This is a genomic window from Aggregatimonas sangjinii (genome assembly GCF_005943945.1).
Taxonomy (GTDB): domain Bacteria; phylum Bacteroidota; class Bacteroidia; order Flavobacteriales; family Flavobacteriaceae; genus Pelagihabitans; species Pelagihabitans sangjinii.
The window spans coordinates 3,254,801-3,273,859 of record NZ_CP040710.1 but is presented as its reverse complement, the minus strand read 5'-3'; the positions used below and the strand labels follow the sequence as shown (position 1 = coordinate 3,273,859).

Genomic DNA, 19,059 nt, shown 5'->3' with positions numbered 1-19,059 from the left:
AAAATTTTTGCTGCAATCCTATTTTTTATCTTTGATTAAAATGTATTCTTATGAAATTTCTTCGCCTGATCGTTCTTTTATTTGTTTTAATGGGGTCCTGTGTACAAATTACGTCAAGGCCTATTACGGAAGTATCGCAGGACGAACTCAAAAGTGTTGTTTTAGTGGATGTTCGAACCCCGGAGGAATATGCAGGAGGCCATTTGGAAAACGCGCTGAACATCAATTGGCAAGATGATAATTTTGCTGAACAGTTTCAGTCGATAGGCAAAGATGAGACCATTTATGTGTATTGCAAAAAGGGTGGAAGAAGCATAAAAGCCCAGGAAAAGTTGATTTCCATGGGCTTTGAGAACGTTGTGAACCTTGAAGGAGGTTATGACGCGGTACAGGCGCCCCTAAAAAATTAAATGGCCTCCTCAAGGGCCGCGTCCAAGCTTCTGTAGTTGAATTCAAATCCTGAATGCACCAATTTTTTCGGAACTACATTTCTACTTTTGAGTACCAGTTCCGTTTCGGTCCCGATGATGCGAGCACCTATTTCTAATAGAACCTTGGACAGCGGTATTCCAAAAGGCATTCCCACTGATTTTCGCACTGCTTTCATTAGCGCGGTATTGGTGACCGGTTTGGGTGCTACGAGATTTACGGGACCCTCAAGGGTTTCATTTTCGATAAGATGTCTTATGGCCCTAAGGAAGTCGGTCAAGTGAATCCAACTAAACTTTTGATTTCCTGAACCCTGTTTTCCGCCAAAACCGATTTTGGCCAAATTTTTTATCTGTCGAAGTGCGCCACCTCCCTTTCCAAGAACGATACTGGTGCGAAGGGCAACTTTTCGGGTATTTGGTATAGGAACAGAAAAGAAAGCGCTCTCCCAAGCTTTTGCGACATCCACGGAAAACCCATTGCCGATTTCACCATTTTCCTCTCCCATTTCCGCTACTAATGAATGTCGGTAAATGGTCGCGGTCGAGGAGTTTAACCATAGCCTAGGCGGATGCTTTGCTTTGGCCAAGGCCTCGCCCAAAACGGACGTTGAATTCGTACGGGAGTTCAAGATGCTATTTTTGTTCTTGGCAGTGTACCTGCAATCTACCGAACGCCCTGTCATGTTGATCAGCACATCGCAATCGTTGATATGGGTACACCAGTCTCCAAGGGTTTTTGCATCCCAATTCACATAATGTACGTTGTCTAGCTGCCTAAGTCTTCCTCTGGTAAGAACGTAGATCATGTCATAGCTCGATTTAAAGTAATCAATACAGGCGTTTCCTAGAAAGCCTGTTCCGCCGGCGATAATCATCTTTTTCATTTTGTAGCGCTGATTAAATAGTATCCAAAACTTTTCATGTGCAATCCGGACAGCAAAGCATAGAAAGATCCTTTTAAATTGTGGAGACTTTCCCTTTTTAAGTGGCCGGTCCCAAAAAGTTTTTGGAGAACGAAGCCCGAGATGGCAAAAGGTACATGCAGCACTGAGGGAGCGACCCTGAGGGAAATGTCTTCTATTTCAACCTTTGAAAATCCTTGTGCTTTGAGCTGTTCTTCAACCGTTTGAATAGCGCCCAATTGCTCCAAGTTCCAATGGTCACATAGTTTTTTATAGGATAACGCGCCACTGTATCGAAGTTTTTCTGGCCTCTTTTTAAGAAATGCATCGGCAATGACCAGTTTACCGCCTTTTTTGAGGATTCGGTGCGCCTCCTCGAACGATTTTGGGCTATGCCCCGAATGGCAGAAGCTTTCAATGGCGACGGCCCCGTCAAAAGCGGAGGAGGGCAGGGAGGTGTTATTAAAATTTTCTTTTAGGATGGTGCCTTTTTTGGCAGACAATAACTTGTTTCCTTCCGTACATTGAAAGCCCGAAAGGGTAACACCGACAGCAGAGAGATTTTTGAATCGGTTCAAGGCGTAGCGCATGGTACCGCCCATACCACAACCTAAATCGGCCAGTAGGGCTTTTTTATCATTAAAATTCAACCGTTTCAATACTTGACGGTTCATTTCGTTCAACATGGAATCTCTTTTAAACAGGTTCGATTTGAAAAGAGTAAAATACCCGAAGTGCATATTGTAGTCTTTACTCCAAAATGCATAATCCTCAGTGGCTTCATTGTAAAAATCGATGATGTCCAAAGCGTTCCGTGAGATTTCCTTTTCCAGGATTTTTTCTTGATAGAGGGTCGTGGATTTCATATATGGGTATTTAAAGGTTAAAATAGGCGATTAGATTGACTGCGAACAGCCAGGCGAAGACTACGGCAAATAAGGTAAAGAGGATATTCATACCGTAACCACCCACCCTAAAAATCATCTTTTTCGGAATTTCGTACATCGGGTAATAGGCAATCTGTGTGGCTACCTTTCCGATCCAATAGGCAGCTATCAGTCCTGTTAGGGCCAAGGCAAGTCGTGTTCCATTCTGCAAATCGGTGTGTAGAAGAATGGCAATGAGCCCGAAAGAGAAGTTAAGCCCTTGAATATAGCGGCCATAGGTTTTGGCAATCTCTTGATTTAAGGGTTTCAACTGTTTGACATCGTTGTACCAATCGAACACTTTGTGCCTGATATAGGGGTAGATGAGTGCGGTAAAAATCTGGCCGATGCCTCCCAGGATAATCAACCAATTTGGAACGTTATAGGTCATTTTTTATGTTTTTAAAATTTCAATAATTATTGAAAGTAATTAATAAATTTTTTTACTTGAACATTTTCAATAAAGACTTGGTCAACCAGTTCTGTTTTTGGTTTACAATTTTATTCAGCATGCTGTCGGCGGTATCGGCCAAATCATATAGGGCTTTGGTCTGTTTGATAAGCTCTTTGGTGGCGGTACTCCCATCATCTTTTATACTACTTACCTCATACAAGGTTTTGATTACTGGTTTTATCTCCCGTCTGCTCCGTTCTTTGGCAATGATTCTTGCCAGTTCCTGAACGTCTTTCTCGGTAGAAAAATATTCCCGACGCTCTCCGGGCACCAGCTCTTTGGTAACGATGCCCCAGTCCATCAATTGTCTTAGATTCATACTGGTGTTGCCACGGGATATTTTTAATTCTCCCATAATATCTTCCATCGAGAGTGGTTTGGTGGAAACAAAAAGCAAGGCCTGAATCTGCGCCATGGCTTTGTTGATGCCCCATAAGGTACCCAAACTACCCCATGTGCTGATGAATTTTTCTTTGGCTTCTTGAAATTCCATAAAACGAATATACGAATATTTTTAAACTTTTAGAAATTATTGAAAGTTATTTTGTCGATTTTCGTTCATACGCCATTTTTATCCGTGTAGGTCATTCTTCAAAGGAAGGCGGTTGAAAGGCCATACGCATATTTCTAAAAAACTTCTTGAAAAAAACGTTCGAATGCCTTTGGTTCATATCGTAGAGCGGTAACTTTTTTCGCCCGGACGTAATTATTTCCACATTTATTAAAAATCCCCGAAGCGCTGTGCCTTGGAACTACCTGCCCTATGGTCTCGGGCATTCGTTTTCAATTCGTATGGAGCGGATGGCTCAAAAATGATGCGGGACTTTAGTTCTTCCAGTATACTATTTCACGCCAAGAGCATCAACTTTCAAATCGAAAGAATCCCCATACTCTTACTGAACTTAATCTTCCACGAGTAGTCCTGCTCTTTTCAACAGAGCTTCCACCTGAGGTTCGGCACCACGAAATCGTTTGTACAGAACCATAGGTTTTTCCGTACCCCCTTTAGATAGCACATGCTCTTTGAACTTTGAGGCGACTTCCTTATTGAAAATTCCTTTTTCCTTGAAATAGGCAAAGGCATCCGCATCCAACACTTCGGCCCATTTATAGCTGTAATAGCCGGAAGAATAGCCGCCTTGGAAGATATGGGCAAAAGAAGTACTCATACAGGTTTCCGGTGTGTCTGGATATAAATTCGTACCCGCGAAGGCTGCCGTTTCATGTGCTTTTACATCTGTAATGTCGGAAGGGTCGGCTCCGTGCCACGACATGTCCAACAGGCCAAAACTGAGTTGTCGTAAGGTTTGCATCCCTTCCTGAAAGGTCGCCGACTCCTTTATTTTCCTTATCAATTCCATAGGGATGATTTCCCCTGTCTCGTAATGCGTGGCAAATAGTTCCAAAGCTTCCTTTTCGTAACACCAGTTTTCCATCACTTGACTAGGGAGCTCCACAAAATCCCAATAGACCGATGTTCCCGAGAGACTAGGGTAGGTGGTGTTGGCCAGCATCCCATGCAATCCGTGGCCGAATTCATGAAACAAGGTGGTTACCTCATTAAAGGTCAAAAGGGATGGTTTTGTGGGTGTGGATGGTGTAAAATTGCACACATTCGAAATATGCGGGCGCACGTTTTCACCATTTCTTTTGCATTGCGGTTTAAAGGAAGTCATCCAGGCACCGCCACGCTTGCCGGGCCGGGGATGAAAATCGGCATAGAAGATAGAAATGAGGTTTTTGTCCGAATCGTAAACGCGAAAGGTCTTGACCTCTTTGTGATAGGTATCGATATCCGATACTTGTTCGAATTGCAGTCCGAACAATTTTTCCGCAACCAAGAAAACGCCCTCGATAACATTTTCCAATTTAAAATAAGGCTTCAATTGCTCATCGTCCAAACTGAACAGCTTTTGCTTGAGCTTTTCGGAGTAGTAGCTCCCATCCCATTTCTCCAACCTATCGATTCCGTCAAGGTCTTTGGCGAAGTTTTCCAATTGTTCAAATTCGCGTTCCGCGGCCGGTTTGGCTTTATCGAGTAATTCGTTCAAAAAGGAATGTACATTTTCCGGGGTTTCGGCCATACGCTCTTCCAGAACAAAATGGGCATGGGTTTTATATCCTAAAAGATTGGCCCGTTCCTGACGTAGCTTCGCGATTTTAAGCACAATTTCCTGATTGTCCAAGGCATCGCCCTTAAACGATTTACTTCCGAAAGCCATCGAGAGTTCTTTTCGTAATTCCCTATTCTTGGCGTATTTCATGAACGGAATGTAGCTGGGATAATCCAACGTAATCAACCAGCCCTCCTTATCCTTTGATTTGGCCAATTGTGCGGCAGCTTCCTTGGCGCCATCGGGCAAACCGTCCAGATCCGCCTCATTGGTAATATGTTTTTGGTACTTATTGGTCTCGGCCAAAACGTTTTCACCGAATTTTAACTTCAATTTAGACGCTTCGGCATCGATTTCCCGAAGTCGTTTCTTTTTGTCGTCGGGAAGATTGGCTCCGTTACGACTAAAGCTTTTGTAGCGTTTGTCCAATAGCGTTTGCTGTTCGACGGAAAGGGAAAGTGCATCCTTCTGCCCATAAACCGATTTTATTCTTTTGAACAAGGCCTCGTTCAAGGTAATATCATTTCCGAATTCGGCAAGTAGGGGAGAAACCTCCTGCGCTATTTGCTGGATTTTTTCGTTCGTTTCAGCGGAATTTAAATTGAAAAATACACTCGAAACGCGATCTAACTGCTGGCCTGAAAATTCCAAAGCTTCGATGGTGTTTTCAAAGGTGGGTTTTTCCCGGTTTGCGGTGATGGCATCGATTTCCGATCTAGCGGCCTCCATTGCCTGTAAAAAGGCAGGTTTAAAATGTTCGTTCTTGATTTTGGAAAATGGGGCTAAATCGAATTCTGATAGTAGGGGGTTCATAAGGTTTTATGAGTTTATAGGTTTATTTGAAAGGTTCGGATTGTCCAATGGATAATCGGCAATTATAGTACTGCTACTGCCAACTGCTACTGCTTACTGCTTACTGATTTCGCTCCTTCGATGACCTTTTGTTTCAATCCCTCTTTATACAGCACAATCTTATCCAGAACACATTTGTCGGAGGCTCCTATGATCTGCGCAGCGAGGATACCGGCATTTTTCGCCCCGTTTAATGCTACGGTCGCTACGGGGACACCACCAGGCATTTGAAGAATAGAGAGGATAGAGTCCCACCCATCGATAGAATTGCTGCTCTTTACGGGCACGCCGATTACGGGCAAGGGAGATAATGAGGCGACCATTCCCGGTAAGTGTGCCGCACCACCCGCCCCGGCAATAATAACGGAATAACCGTTCGTATGTGCATTTTTGCTGAAATCGAAAAGCTTTTCAGGGGTACGATGGGCCGAAACGATATCCACATCCACCTCGATGTCGAAACCTTTCAATATATCTATGGCTTCCTGCATTACGGGTAGGTCGCTGGTGCTTCCCATTACTACGGCTACTTTACTCATCCTTTTGATTTTTGTTTCTATTTAGAATGCTAATGACTAATTTTTTTACTGTTTCCATTTCCTCGGGTTTGCTCGAAGCTATAAACAAGGTCAAACTGGCGAGTGCTTCATTGCTGATGATGGTATTTCCGAATTCATCGGTAAGACTATCATTATATTGAAGAAACATTAAAAAGCAAGCCGCGGCAATTCTTTTGTTCCCGTCCGCGAAGGCATGGTTTTTAACCACTAAATATAACAACATTGCGGCTTTTTCTTCCAAACTCGAATAGAAATCAGTTTCATCAAATCCTTTTGAAATCTGTGCTATGGCGCTTTCAAAACTTTGGTCTTTTTCTAAACCGAAGACATCGGATTTAAACTCAGCCTTCATTTGGTCGATCATTGCTTGGTAGTCAACTCGTTTAGGATACGCTGCCTCTCTTTGGGTTAATCCCTTTTGTCTAAATTTTCATGGTCGTAGTCGTCTAAAAGGGAAAATCCTTTGGCAAATTGGTTTAAATATTCAAAACCTTCTTCATTTGCCTTTTCTTCTATTGCCCTGCTGACTATCTGAATACCGGAACGCAGGAATTTCACCTCTTTCTCAATTTGTTTTAGACGTTTTTGATTAATAGAGTAGCCTCTTATAAGATATTCTTTAATAACTTGATTGGCCCACCTTCTGAATAAAACACCTTCTTTAGATTTGACCCTATAGCCTACTGAAATAATAGTATCAAGGTTATAAAAATTAGTTGGTTTGGTAGAAAAATCGGAAATTCCGATTTTTCTCAAAGATTCTTCTTTTGGTAACTCACCCTCTTTGTATATGTTGAGTATGTGTTCATTTATAGTCGACTTCGCTTTTTTGAACAAGTCCGCCATTTGTTCAATGGTCAACCAAACAGATTCATTTTCCAGGGTTACATCGAGAAGCGTTTGACCGTCATCACTTTGATAAAAAACGATATTTGAACTTGAGGCTTTTATGATGTATAAAATTTACTTTCTAAACTATTTGGAAAACCGGACTGTTAAAGATGATTTGAGCGTATTTGGCGGAATTTTTACCAAGCTCATTAGTTTGTTATTTCACAATTGTACAAACCACTATTGCGAAACTACGTGAATAGTTTCTTTCACTCTCTGCGCAATTCTTCGCGCTTCATTAATGTCTTCGTTCACGATTGTCACATGCCCCATTTTGCGAAAAGGCCTGGTTTGTTTCTTTCCATAAACGTGAGGGGTGACGCCCTCCATAGCCATGATTTCTCGTATGTTTTCGTAGACCACATCACCGGTGTGCCCTTCAGCCCCTACCAGATTGACCATAATTCCGGCGACCTTGCTGTCGGTACGTCCTAGGGGTAGGTCTAAAATGGCCCGAATATGCTGTTCGAATTGGTTCGTGTAACTCGCTTCAATACTGTAATGTCCACTATTGTGGGGTCTTGGGGCTACTTCGTTTACCAGTATTTTGTCGTCTTGGGTTTGGAACATTTCCACGGCCAAAATACCGATATGACCGATTTCACGGGAAACGTTCAAAGCGATTTCCTGTGCTTTTTCCGCCACGTTCTCATCAATACGCGCAGGACAAATGACATATTCTACTTGATTTGCTTCCGGGTGAAATTCCATTTCAACGACCGGGTAGGTCACGACTTGTCCGCTCGGGTTTCGAACCACGATAACGGCCAACTCGTTCTTAAACGGAATCATCTTTTCGGTAATGCATTCGCCGGGAGGTAGTTCCTTTAAATCATCGAAAGTACGTACGATTTTCACGCCTTGCCCATCGTAGCCGAATTGGGCGGCTTTCCAAACGAAAGGAAAATCTAATGCCTCATTTTCAACGGCATCCTCAATTTCACTGGCATAGGCAAAACGCGAAAAATCGGCTGTGGGGATTCCCTTGTCCACATAAAATAATTTTTGGGTTGCCTTATTCTGAATAATACGAAGTGCTTTGGTGGGCGGGTAGACTTTGACCCCTTCCTCCTCCAGTTTTTCCAAGGCATCGAGATTCACGTTCTCAATTTCGATGGTCAGGACATCTACCTGTTTTCCAAAGTCGTACACGGCATCGAAATCCATGAGGTTTCCCAATACGAACTCATTACAGGCGATTTTACACGGGGCATCCTCCGAGGCCTCCAAGACTTTGGTATGAATATCGAATTTTCGGGTTTCGTAAAGGAGCATTTTTCCTAACTGGCCTCCACCAAGAATACCGAGCTTAAAATGGGAAGAAAAATAGTTCATTAGGTACGAGTTCAATGTGTTTGGCACTACTGAACGTAAAAATACGTTGAATTCGTAAAACAAGCGGTATGGGATAAAAAAAGCAAAATCAAAATGCTATATTTGCGGCCTGCCAAATGTGATAAACATGCAACTGCACGATAAGAATTTTATTCCCTACCTAAGCGAGGCCGAGATATTGGCCGCAGTACAAAAGGTAGCCGATGCCGTTGCTGCTGATTATAAAGACGAGACGCCGATTTTCGTGGGTGTACTTAATGGCTCGTTTATGTTCGTCGCCGATTTTTTAAAGGCCTATCAGCATCCTTGCGAGGTGTCTTTCGTGAAAATGAGCTCTTATCAAGGCCTTACCTCTACGGGTATTGTAGAAACCTTGCTTGATATCTCGGAAGAGGTTGAAGGCAAAAGTGTTATTGTCCTGGAAGATATTATCGATACCGGCCGAACCTTACAGGCGTTGATTCACATGTTTTCGAACATAAAGGTAAAAGAATTCAAGATTGCTACACTGTTCTATAAATCGGAGATTTATAACGGGGAGTATGCCATCGATTATTTCGGAATGGAAATACCGAATAAATTCATAGTCGGCTATGGCCTGGATTATAATGAGCTCGGCAGAAATCTAAGGGCAGTTTACCAACTAAACCAACCACACATGATCAATTTAGTTTTGTTCGGAAAACCGGGTGCCGGAAAAGGTACGCAGGCCGAATATTTGAAGGAAAAATACAATTTGAAGCACATTTCGACAGGAGATGTCTTTCGCTACAACATCAAGAACAAAACGGAACTGGGAGCTCTGGCGCAATCGTATATGGACAAGGGCGATCTTGTACCTGACGAGGTGACTATAAAGATGTTGCAGGACGAGGTCGAGAAGAACGCCGAGGCCAGTGGTTTTATCTTCGATGGTTTTCCCCGAACTACCGCTCAGGCAAAGGCGTTAGATGCTTTTTTGGCGACCCGTGGCATGGAAATCAATGCGACCATTGCCCTAGAGGCCAATGACGAGGTGTTGGTCCAGCGCTTGTTGGAACGCGGAAAGCTAAGTGGTAGGCCAGACGATCAAGACGAGACGAAGATTAGGAACCGTTTTGAGGAATACAATCAAAAAACTGCGCCATTGAGAGATTTTTATGACGCGCAGGGAAAGTTTCATAGCGTAAATGGCATTGGTGATATCGATGATATTACGCAACGCTTGGCCAAGGTAATCGAGGAGTTGTAGTCAAGCTTTTAGCACGATACCTAAATTATAAAGTTCTACGATGACTCAAACGCGAATCGTTTAAATTGGTGGCAGGAGCACCAAAGCCATTTTAGGCAGAAAAACAAAGAAGCTTTTTCTGCTACTCTCCATAAAATAGTTGATCACATTCGTCCGCATAGGAAGTCAACCAAACGCTCACCACAGGAAGTCCTTTCGAATATCGAATAAATCATTTAGGGTGATGAAATCAAATCAGCTCTTTAACACCTACGCTGAAATGACTACTTTTACCGCTAGTTTTGAAGCTGGATTTTCACAGGCTTTTAGTAGCAATTAACGAGATGGCAAAAGAAGTAATCGGGACTAAAGAAGGATTGAAGGGATGTCTCCTTACCTGTGGCCTTGCCTTCTTGCTTTTTATCGTATCGGCTGCGGGATACCTGATCTATATTTACTTTTTAGACGATTCGATACCTTACTATTAATTGTTACGGTAACGATAAAATTGAAACCATGACCGAGGGCAACTTTGTAGATTACGTTAGAATTTTTGCCGAATCCGGCAATGGGGGAAAAGGCTCTGCGCATTTACACCGTGAAAAGTATATTACAAAAGGCGGTCCCGATGGCGGTGATGGTGGTAGAGGAGGTCATGTAATTCTGCGGGGTAATAAGAATTTATGGACGCTAGTAACCTTTAAGTTCAGAAAGCATTTTAAAGCCGGGCATGGCGAGCATGGTAGCAAGGGCCGAAGTTCCGGAGCCGATGGGCAGGATACCTATCTAGAGGTGCCACTCGGAACGGTTGTACGTGATGTGGAGACCAATGCGATCTTGTTTGAGATTACCGAAGATAAGGAGGAGAAAATATTGGTCGAAGGCGGTATGGGTGGTCGTGGAAATTGGCATTTTAAATCCCCAACGAACCAAACTCCTCGATATGCTCAGCCTGGCGTGTCCGGGCAGGAAACTTCGGTGATTTTAGAACTCAAGGTTTTGGCCGATGTGGGTCTAGTAGGTTTTCCGAATGCCGGGAAATCAACATTATTGTCCGTAATTACCTCTGCAAAACCAAAAATCGGCGACTATGAATTCACCACCTTAAAACCCAATTTGGGTATTGTCGAGTACCGGGATTTTCAAAGTTTTGTGATGGCCGATATTCCCGGTATCATCGAAGGCGCTGCCGAGGGGAAAGGCTTGGGGCACTATTTTTTGCGTCATATCGAACGAAACTCCACCTTGTTGTTTCTTATTCCTGCGGATAGCACGGACATTGGAAAGGAATACCAAATACTTCTCGACGAACTACGTCGGTACAATCCGGAGCTGTTGGACAAAGAAAAACTTATCGCCATCTCAAAAAGCGATATGCTCGATGCTGAATTGATGGATGAAATGCGGGTTGAATTGGAAAAAGATCTACAAGGTGTCTCGTTTATGTTTATCTCTTCGGTAGCGCAACAGGGCATTCAGGAACTAAAGGATAAGCTTTGGTCAATGCTTAACAACTGAATAGTAATAGCAACTGGCTACTGCTGGAACCATTATTATATGTTTTAGGCATAGAACAGAGAACATCGAGCACCCAGCACCCAGCACCGAACATCAAAACTACCGCTCACTTTTCATATTTTACCGTTGGTCATATAAAATGGCGACTAGTAGCGGTCCATGGCTATCTTTAGCACAAGAAATACTGTAATAGTGCTAGAAAAATGTAACAAATTGACGATTTTGAGTACTTATGTTCAGCACAATATGTAAATAGCAATTATTTAAAACGAGAACAATGAAAAAAATTATGATTATGGCCTTATTGGTAATGGGCTTTCAGGCCAGTGCGCAAGATGTCACCGGAACCTGGAAAGGAAATTTAGCGGTTCAGGGAACCGAGATGCCGTTGGTATTCAACATAAGTGAAACCGATGGGGAATTGAGTAGTACGATGGATAGTCCCTCGCAAGGTGCTACCGACATCCCAATGGATGTTACCACTTTTGAAGATGGTGCCTTGACCATTGAATTTAAAAAAGGAGGAATCAAATACGTGGGAACACTTACCGAAGCTACGATAGAGGGTACCTTTTATCAAGGCGGCATGGAACTGCCATTGGTTTTTGAAAAATCGGAGAAAACCATTCCCGGAAATCCGGAACTACCTAGTTCGGACGCCGAATTGGAGGCGCTTGCGGCATTAGGCGAAGGTGATTTCAAATATTCCGTAGAGGATTATTTTGCAAAACCAAAAGCATCTACTTTTCGTTTTTCCCCGGATGGGAAATACATGTCGTACCGCGAAAAAGACGAGAATGGCAAAAGACATGTTTTTGTGAAGGATATCGCTTCGGGAGAAGTAAAACGTGCCATCGAGGAAAAAGAAGAATTGATTCGCGGTTACGGCTGGATCAATAATGAGCGATTGGTTTTCCTAAAAGATAAGGGTGGTGATGAGAATTATCATGTCTATGCTGTAAATATCGATGGTAGCGATCAAAGAGATCTTACACCCTTCGAAGGTGTACGCGCTGATTTTAGCGAACTTTTAAAGGAAGACAAAGATCATATCATCGTTCAAATGAACAAGAACAATCCACAGGTTTTTGAACCATACAAGGTAAATGTGGTCAGTGGCGAAATCACACAATTATATGAAAATACCGATCCTGCCAATCCCATTACGGATTACAACTTTGATAAAAATGGTGTGCTAAAAGGGTTTACCAGAATCAGGGATGGGGTAGAGCAAGACCTGTATTATGCCAAAGAAGGCGGCGACTTTAGCTTGTTGAAAAGTTTGAATTGGAAGGATGCCTTCAGCATAATCGGTTTTGACTACGCCACCGATAATCCGCATGATGCCTATGTCGTTTCCAATTTGGATAATGATAAGAGCGAGATTTTACTGTACGATTTAAAAGAGGACAAAATCATCAAGAAGGTATTTTCAAATCCGGATTATGACGTTTCCAATCTGTCAATATCTAAAAAACGGAATTACGAACTTGATTACGTTACCTATGAAGGGGATAAAGAGGTCGTTGTACCCATAAGTGCTTATTATAAAAATCTCCATTCCAAATTTCAAGATAAATTCGGAGACAAACAATACAGTATCGCAGATTATACCGATGATGAAAACAATTTACTTTTATATGTAACCAGCGATAAACTTTACGGCAAATACTATTCTTACGATGTGACGAAAGATGAGTTTAAAGAGCTCTTTAATCTAATGCCACAATTGAGGGAGGAAGATATGGCCGAAATGCGTCCGATAACCTTTAAGAGTCGTGATGGAATAACGCTGCACGGTTACATTACCTTACCTAAAGCCGCCATTGATGGTCAAAAGGTACCCGTTATCGTGAATCCGCACGGCGGACCACAAGGTATTCGTGATTCTTGGGGCTTTAATCCCGAAGCACAACTTTTTGCCAGTAGAGGTTACGCGACGCTACAGGTCAACTTTAGAATTTCCGGGGGATACGGAAAGGAATTCTTAGAGTCCGGTTTTAAACAAATCGGTAGAAAAGCCATGGACGATGTCGAAGACGGCTTGCAGTATGTCGTAGATCAAGGCTGGGTAGATAAAGATAAAGCCGCTATTTATGGTGGAAGTCATGGGGGCTATGCCGTCTTAAGAGGCTTGACCAAAACTCCTGACCTTTATGCCTGTGGGGTAGATTACGTAGGAGTTTCCAATCTCTTTACTTTTATGCAAACCATTCCACCTTACTGGAAACCGTATTTAAAGATCATCAAGGAAATTTGGTATGATGAGGATATCGCCGAGGAAAAAGCCATTATGGAAGAGGTGTCACCGGTCTATCAAATAGACAAGATCAGCAAACCGTTGTTCGTTGTACAAGGTGCCAACGACCCACGGGTAAACATAGATGAATCGGATCAAATAGTAGAAGCCTTAAGAGCCAAAGGGTTCGATGTGCCGTACATGGTCAAATATGACGAAGGTCACGGTTTTGGTAAAGAAGAGAACTCTATTGCCCTTTACAAATCGATGATGGGTTTTTACGCCAAACACTTGGGCGCCCAAGAAATGTCCAAACTGATAAAGGACTAGTCACTGTTTGAATCCAAATTATTAAAAAGGGAGCTGTACGGCTCCCTTTTTTCGTTGATGTATTTCTACCATTTAATGGGATAAAAACCCTCGCTTATACCTTCGATTGATGTTTGTGACTGGGCTGTCCGGAACAAGCAAGCGAATAGGCCATAAGGAGATCTCGGGTCATTACCACGGGTGGTCGCCCTTCGGTGGTCTTCACAACCTCTCACTGAAGCGAAGAAATATTCGAAACCCAAGTTTGCTATTTCTTGTAGCCGTCTACAACCGCTCATTTATGGCTGGTACGGATTTCCCCCATAACCGTTTACCATTGCGAATTTACCGTTCGTCATAACGCTCGAAATGCCTGCTACCAATCACTTTTCAAAATTTACCGCTTGTCATAAACTCATTTCAAATGATAGGGTTGTACTATACTTTTACTTCAGAAATTAAAACAAAATAATAATCATTTAAACTTTAGTATCATGAAAGTAACAATGCACTCAAAGAGTATCGAACAAAAGGAAATCGTTAAAACAACCATTTTTTTAATCGTAGGTGTAGCCTACTTGCTATATAAGCTTGTTGGTTTATTTGTAGGCGTTTAAAGATTTGCAAGACCGTCATATGAACCGCTTAGCATGAACAACTAAGGTGGCCATACCTTAAATTCAAAAATTTTAAAAGCAATACTTATGAAAAAGTACTATATCATAAAAAAACGCATTGGTATTCGGCAGGGGCCCTGGCCAAGGATATAGAATTGGTAATCAACCAAAAAAGCGCGGAAGGATACGAAATATTTGATGTTTCATTTGGCCTGAATATCTTTTATCTGCCAACAGTTTTTTTAACCATTTGCAAATAATCGAAATCATTGAGATTTTAAGTGGCTTTACCGCTCATCATAGCAATGCTACCGCTGCCCATAATTTGGTTTCAAACCAGATTAGGATCGAATAGGTTTATCATCAAGTAACAACCATTAAATAGTTCACAATGACAGCTTCAGCCACTCAATGCGAAAAGAATTCGGAACCAAAAATTCCGACGAATAACGACGAGCAGGCCACCATCATCGTTTAGGCCATGACCCTTAGTCTTCTAGCACTGCAGTTAGGCTATGAATTTGGCAAGTTGCTCTACTACCTTTTGAATTAATCAACCTAAAATTCCATACTATGTTAGTCTTATTAAAAATTATTATCACATTACTTTTTACCATACTTACTTAAGTCTGTTTCGTATGGGAACGGGGCAACGCAGGAAATTTACAAAGGCTTTGAGTTTAGTATCAAAATACAACAGCGGCGTCTTTTCAAATTCATGACGGTAGGCCATTAAGAGTAAACCCCTTTTACGATTGGATCTCAAAAAAAATAGCGTACGAAAGTTCTATATTTGACCCTCTGAATGCCATGGCTAGGTAGCATCACGAAAAATCGAAATAATGAAACCGGAACAAAAAAATCAAAACACGCAAAACTACAGGAACTTTGGTATTACCCTGCTGGCCATTGTTGTACTGATGTTCGTTGTCGGTCTGGTAGGCTACATCGGCTATTCCGATGGTGTTGAAGACCGGTTAAGCGCGTACGAGGCCGGCCGTATCTTCGGTCGCTCTTTACGCCATTTTATAGACTATTTCGTGTTAAGCGGTTTGGCTTTTGGAAGTGTATTTGCCCTATTGGCGTCATTGGAAAAAAACCGATCTTTTAAGTGGGCTTTGCTACATGTCTTTCTGGGCTGGGTATACGTGGTTTTTTACGCGTTAACCCGAAAAAGAATTTTAACAGATCAGCGCTAGCCCATGCTAAAATTCTTAAAGAAAAATCTCTTTTGGATTATCCAGTTCGTCGGTTGGGGTGCTTTGGGACTCATACCCGTCTTTTCGGGTGGTCCGAACCAACACCCGCTACTGGCGATTTCAATTTTCTTGGCTACTTTGCTTTCAGGTTTGATCACCACATCGGTACTACGATGGTTCCTGAAACGATTTGTAGGGATGCCCGAGATAAGATTTCGAAAGATTGCAATGATCTTTGGTGCTATTATGGTGTCCGCGGTGCTTTGGTTGTTGTTGCTCTATATATTCGGTTTTATTTCCGGATACATACTGCAATCCCTAGGTCTTCCCGAAGAACCACCATCTTCGAAGAAACTGTTGGCCAAGCTAATTCTATTTGCTGTTGGTTTCGTAATGATCTGTGTTTGGACAGGCCTCTATTTTGGAATCAAAATCATTAGAAAGTACAATGCGGAACGCATAGAAAGATTAAAACTACGTGAAGAAGTAAAAAAAGCACAATTGAATACCTTAAAGGGTCATATTAACGTGCAATTCATGATAGCGACTTTAAAAAAGCTAAAAAAGTTGATGTTGATTGAGATTCCCGAATCCAGGACCTTACTTACCCAACTTTCTGAATTGCTTCGGTATTCCCTGACCAAAAATAGCGTCGACCGTGTTGCACTGACGGACGAAATCGAAATGGTAGAAAATTATGTTCGGTTAAGTTTTTTTGACCATCCAGAGAAATTAAAAGCCACGTATCAACTGCCTGAGGGATCCCAATTGTCGTCGTTGGATGTCCCACCCATGCTCATCGTCACGCTGACCGAACTATTTATAAAGCAAATCGCGTTGTCCGGGAGTTCTAGTAAAATCAGTTTTCAGATAATCGTAGATGATGCCGATTTGAAAGTATTTCTCACATCCAATATCAAAACCGTGACATCCACCAAAAGCGACTTTCTAAAACAAAAGTTGGAACAACGGCTATACCTGTTGTTTGGAAATTCTGCAGAGCTAACTGAAAAACATAGCGAAAATGGAAGTTCGATACGGCTCACTTTCCCGATCGGTCTAGCGAAAAGTAATTTGTAAACTATGAATCTGACCCAAAGCAATAAGGAATGGCTTTTCTGGATACTGCAGCTGGTAGGGTGGTTTTCCATTAGCGCCATGATTTTCACATTTCCCTTTGGCTTCAGCACCAAATACATTGTGTATTCATTTTTTACAGGAGGTACAATGGGTATTTTGGCTACTTCTTTGTTCAGGTATTATCTCAAGAACAATATTGACATAGAAGTATTTGGGAGTGCCAGTATCAAGAAGTTGTTCGTCTCATTTATGGGCTGTAGCGGGTTCTACTATTTTTTGGCCAACATTTTCGAAAAAATATATGAATCGATTTGGACTAGAACCCCCACCGAGTTGGAGTGGATAGCGGAAAACGTTAGTTTTTTTAGCATCTTGATCAATATCATGTTCACTGTTTTGGGATGGACCATCATTTACTTCGTCATCAAGTTTATCTTGGAGGCAAATAAAAATCATTTGAAACAATTGACCCTGAACGCAACACTTCGCGAAGCCCAGCTGAACACACTAAAAGGACAGGTGAACCCCCATTTTATGTTCAACAGTCTCAATAATATCAGGGGTTTAATGCTTGAGGATGTCGAAAAGTCAAGAAATATGATCACCAAACTCTCCGAAATGCTCGAATATGCATTAGAGAAAAACACCGTAGATTCCATTTCATTGTCGGAAGAACTGGAAATGGTCGAAAATTATATTGCGCTATCCAAAATACAAATGGAAGACCGGTTAACCTTTGAGAAAAGCATAGCTAGGGAAACACTATCGATTTCGATTCCTCCGATGATCATTCAATTGCTGATCGAGAATGCCGCAAAACATGGCATTGCAGACCTAAAGAACGGTGGTGTAATTTCCTTAAGAACTGAAAAAGTAGCCGACGTACTTCTCATTACCGTAAGCAATACCGGCAAACTACGCATAGCGAAAGACTCGACCCAATTGGGACTTGAAAATATACGACAGCGCATACGTCTGCTGTATGGCGATAAGGCATCCTTTGCAATAGAAGAGGTTGAGGATGAGGTAATGGCGACCATTAAAATACCATTGATATGAATAAAATCAAGACCGTTATCGTTGAAGATTCGCGATTGGCCCGAAACGAATTGAAAGAATTGATCAAGAGCCATCCTGAAATCGATTTGGTCGGGGAAGCCGAAAATGTTGATGAAGGCGTAGCGCTCATCGAAGCCGTGAAACCGGATTTGTTGTTTTTAGACATTAACATGCCTGAAAAAGACGGTTTTGAACTTTTGGAAATGTTGGAGGAAGTCCCTATAACCGTATTTACCACCGCCTATGACGAGTACGCCATAAAATCGTTCGAATACAATGCCCTTGATTATCTTTTGAAACCCATCAACGAAAAACGTTTCGCCTTGGCTATGGAAAAGGTGAAAACAAAGTTGGAAAGCAAGGCGGAAAACGAAACGGTAACAGCGAAACGGTTAACGGGTAACAGTCAGATTTTCATCAAGGATGGTGACAAATGTTGGTTGGTAAAAATCGGTGATATTTCCCTATTGGAAATCGTAGGAAATTATACACGTGTGTTTTTTGAGGATCAAAACCCGATGCTGTATAAATCGTTGAACCAAGTGGAGGAAAAGTTGCCCGAGAAGTACTTCTTTAGAGCGAATAGGCAACAAATCATCAATACGAACTTCATTAAAAACGTGGTGCCTTGGTTTAATGGTAAATTAAAATTGACCATGCAGAACGATGAAGAAGTTGAGGTCTCAAGAAGGCAGTCTTATCTTTTCAAGGACAGAATGAGTCTTTAGCCTTTGATTCGAACCTTTATTAAGTGTTATTTTGTAAGAATTTAAGACAATAAATAGAAGTTAATGAACATTATTTTTCGAAAGGCATAATTGTTTAAATTTTCTCTTGCACTTTAAAATTGTTTAATTATTTTCGCCCCTCATTTAGAAAATCTTCTTTGTTTTTCGCAGATGCCCCGAGGTGTTCTGCGTTTTTTTCAGCTACATGAAATAACTTGTGTTCCCCCGCGAGATTTTTTAGTATACGGTTTGGCTAAAATGAAGTGTGCGGAATATTATCTAGATAATCACAAGGTCGAAATTTACGCAACCCTCTTCGGAAAGGAAGTGGTCATGGTGAATAATAAACCGATATCCGAACTGAAATCCTCAGCAAGGAAGTCCCATCATTTTAAACTGGGGAACAATACCTATGACATCCGCTCAAAATTAAATATTGCAGGGCCTTCGGGAAAGGCTTTTGAAATTTACAAAAACGGTGAAGAACTGACCTTGGTCAATTTCAAAGTGCAAAGTTCAAGGTCGCTCTTGTTTTTGATTATCGTTCTGGGCATTGCCTTGGGTTATATCGTTGGGATATACCTTTATCAGGCCTATCCTATAGCTATTGAATAGTGGCCCAAGGTGATAAATCA

Annotated in this window: 19 protein-coding genes; 10 read left to right on the top strand and 9 right to left on the bottom strand. The window is 41.9% G+C overall.

Annotation, left to right across the window (positions count from 1 at the left end; all coding sequences use genetic code 11):
• The first annotated feature begins 50 nt into the window (after positions 1 to 50).
• Positions 51 to 410: a rhodanese-like domain-containing protein gene (locus tag FGM00_RS13710; protein ID WP_138853458.1), complete on the top strand. Its 360-nt coding sequence runs from the start codon at positions 51 to 53 to the stop codon at positions 408 to 410.
• Here the strand turns inward: FGM00_RS13710 and FGM00_RS13705 are convergent.
• The 9 genes from FGM00_RS13705 to FGM00_RS13670 form a co-directional block, all read right to left on the bottom strand.
• Entirely contained in the window at positions 407 to 1,315 is a 909-nt protein-coding gene (locus FGM00_RS13705) for a TIGR01777 family oxidoreductase (protein WP_138853457.1), read from the bottom strand. The genes FGM00_RS13710 and FGM00_RS13705 overlap by 4 nt on opposite strands.
• Positions 1,312 to 2,199: a class I SAM-dependent methyltransferase gene (locus FGM00_RS13700; protein WP_138853456.1), complete on the bottom strand. Its 888-nt coding sequence runs from the start codon at positions 2,197 to 2,199 to the stop codon at positions 1,312 to 1,314. Before FGM00_RS13700 ends, FGM00_RS13705 begins: the two co-directional genes overlap by 4 nt.
• 10 nt (positions 2,200 to 2,209) lie before the next feature.
• Positions 2,210 to 2,650: a hypothetical protein gene (locus tag FGM00_RS13695; RefSeq protein ID WP_138853455.1), complete on the bottom strand. Its 441-nt coding sequence runs from the start codon at positions 2,648 to 2,650 to the stop codon at positions 2,210 to 2,212.
• Between the two features lie 52 nt (positions 2,651 to 2,702).
• Positions 2,703 to 3,206, bottom strand: a complete 504-nt coding sequence (locus FGM00_RS13690; protein WP_138853454.1) for a GbsR/MarR family transcriptional regulator — start codon at positions 3,204 to 3,206, stop codon at positions 2,703 to 2,705.
• 409 nt (positions 3,207 to 3,615) lie between these two features.
• Positions 3,616 to 5,640, bottom strand: a complete 2,025-nt coding sequence (locus FGM00_RS13685) for a M3 family metallopeptidase (RefSeq protein WP_138853453.1) — start codon at positions 5,638 to 5,640, stop codon at positions 3,616 to 3,618.
• Positions 5,641 to 5,726: 86 nt separating this feature from the next.
• Positions 5,727 to 6,218: a 5-(carboxyamino)imidazole ribonucleotide mutase gene (gene purE / locus FGM00_RS13680; RefSeq protein WP_138853452.1), complete on the bottom strand. Its 492-nt coding sequence runs from the start codon at positions 6,216 to 6,218 to the stop codon at positions 5,727 to 5,729.
• Positions 6,211 to 6,603 carry a type II toxin-antitoxin system death-on-curing family toxin gene (locus FGM00_RS19995; RefSeq protein WP_236262785.1) on the bottom strand — a complete coding sequence of 131 codons (393 nt, stop codon included), beginning with the start codon at positions 6,601 to 6,603 and terminating at the stop codon, positions 6,211 to 6,213. Before FGM00_RS19995 ends, purE begins: the two co-directional genes overlap by 8 nt.
• Positions 6,604 to 6,647: 44 nt before the next feature.
• Positions 6,648 to 7,100 carry a RhuM family protein gene (gene rhuM / locus FGM00_RS19990; RefSeq protein ID WP_236262784.1) on the bottom strand — a complete coding sequence of 151 codons (453 nt, stop codon included), beginning with the start codon at positions 7,098 to 7,100 and terminating at the stop codon, positions 6,648 to 6,650.
• A gap of 210 nt (positions 7,101 to 7,310) precedes the next feature.
• Positions 7,311 to 8,465 (bottom strand): 5-(carboxyamino)imidazole ribonucleotide synthase, encoded by a 1,155-nt coding sequence (locus FGM00_RS13670; protein ID WP_138853451.1) that lies wholly within the window; start codon positions 8,463 to 8,465, stop codon positions 7,311 to 7,313.
• Positions 8,466 to 8,592: 127 nt separating this feature from the next.
• Between FGM00_RS13670 and FGM00_RS13665 the strand changes: the two genes are divergently transcribed.
• The 9 genes from FGM00_RS13665 (at position 8,593) to FGM00_RS13630 (ending at position 19,039) form a co-directional block, all read left to right on the top strand.
• On the top strand, positions 8,593 to 9,696 hold the full coding sequence (locus FGM00_RS13665; protein ID WP_138853450.1) for an adenylate kinase: 1,104 nt from the start codon (positions 8,593 to 8,595) through the stop codon (positions 9,694 to 9,696).
• A gap of 323 nt (positions 9,697 to 10,019) precedes the next feature.
• The gene (locus FGM00_RS19835; protein WP_175416230.1) at positions 10,020 to 10,163 is read left to right on the top strand and encodes a hypothetical protein; all 144 of its coding nucleotides are present in this window, start codon (positions 10,020 to 10,022) and stop codon (positions 10,161 to 10,163) included.
• Positions 10,164 to 10,191: 28 nt separating this feature from the next.
• Positions 10,192 to 11,193: a GTPase ObgE gene (obgE, locus tag FGM00_RS13660; RefSeq protein WP_138853449.1), complete on the top strand. Its 1,002-nt coding sequence runs from the start codon at positions 10,192 to 10,194 to the stop codon at positions 11,191 to 11,193.
• A 277-nt stretch (positions 11,194 to 11,470) separates the two neighbouring features.
• Positions 11,471 to 13,762 (top strand): S9 family peptidase, encoded by a 2,292-nt coding sequence (locus tag FGM00_RS13655; protein ID WP_138853448.1) that lies wholly within the window; start codon positions 11,471 to 11,473, stop codon positions 13,760 to 13,762.
• A 1,438-nt stretch (positions 13,763 to 15,200) separates the two neighbouring features.
• Complete coding sequence (locus FGM00_RS13650) at positions 15,201 to 15,557, top strand: hypothetical protein (RefSeq protein WP_138853447.1); 357 nt, start codon at positions 15,201 to 15,203, stop codon at positions 15,555 to 15,557.
• A gap of 3 nt (positions 15,558 to 15,560) precedes the next feature.
• A complete protein-coding gene (locus FGM00_RS13645; RefSeq protein ID WP_138853446.1) occupies positions 15,561 to 16,637 on the top strand; it encodes a histidine kinase in 1,077 nt (358 codons plus the stop codon).
• A 3-nt stretch (positions 16,638 to 16,640) separates the two neighbouring features.
• Positions 16,641 to 17,696, top strand: a complete 1,056-nt coding sequence (locus tag FGM00_RS13640) for a sensor histidine kinase (protein WP_138853445.1) — start codon at positions 16,641 to 16,643, stop codon at positions 17,694 to 17,696.
• Entirely contained in the window at positions 17,693 to 18,424 is a 732-nt protein-coding gene (locus FGM00_RS13635) for a LytR/AlgR family response regulator transcription factor (RefSeq protein WP_138853444.1), read from the top strand. The genes FGM00_RS13640 and FGM00_RS13635 overlap by 4 nt, the downstream gene beginning before the upstream one ends.
• A 258-nt stretch (positions 18,425 to 18,682) precedes the next feature.
• Positions 18,683 to 19,039, top strand: coding sequence for a hypothetical protein (locus FGM00_RS13630; RefSeq protein WP_138853443.1), 357 nt, complete (start codon positions 18,683 to 18,685; stop codon positions 19,037 to 19,039).
• The last annotated feature ends 20 nt before the right edge of the window (positions 19,040 to 19,059 follow it).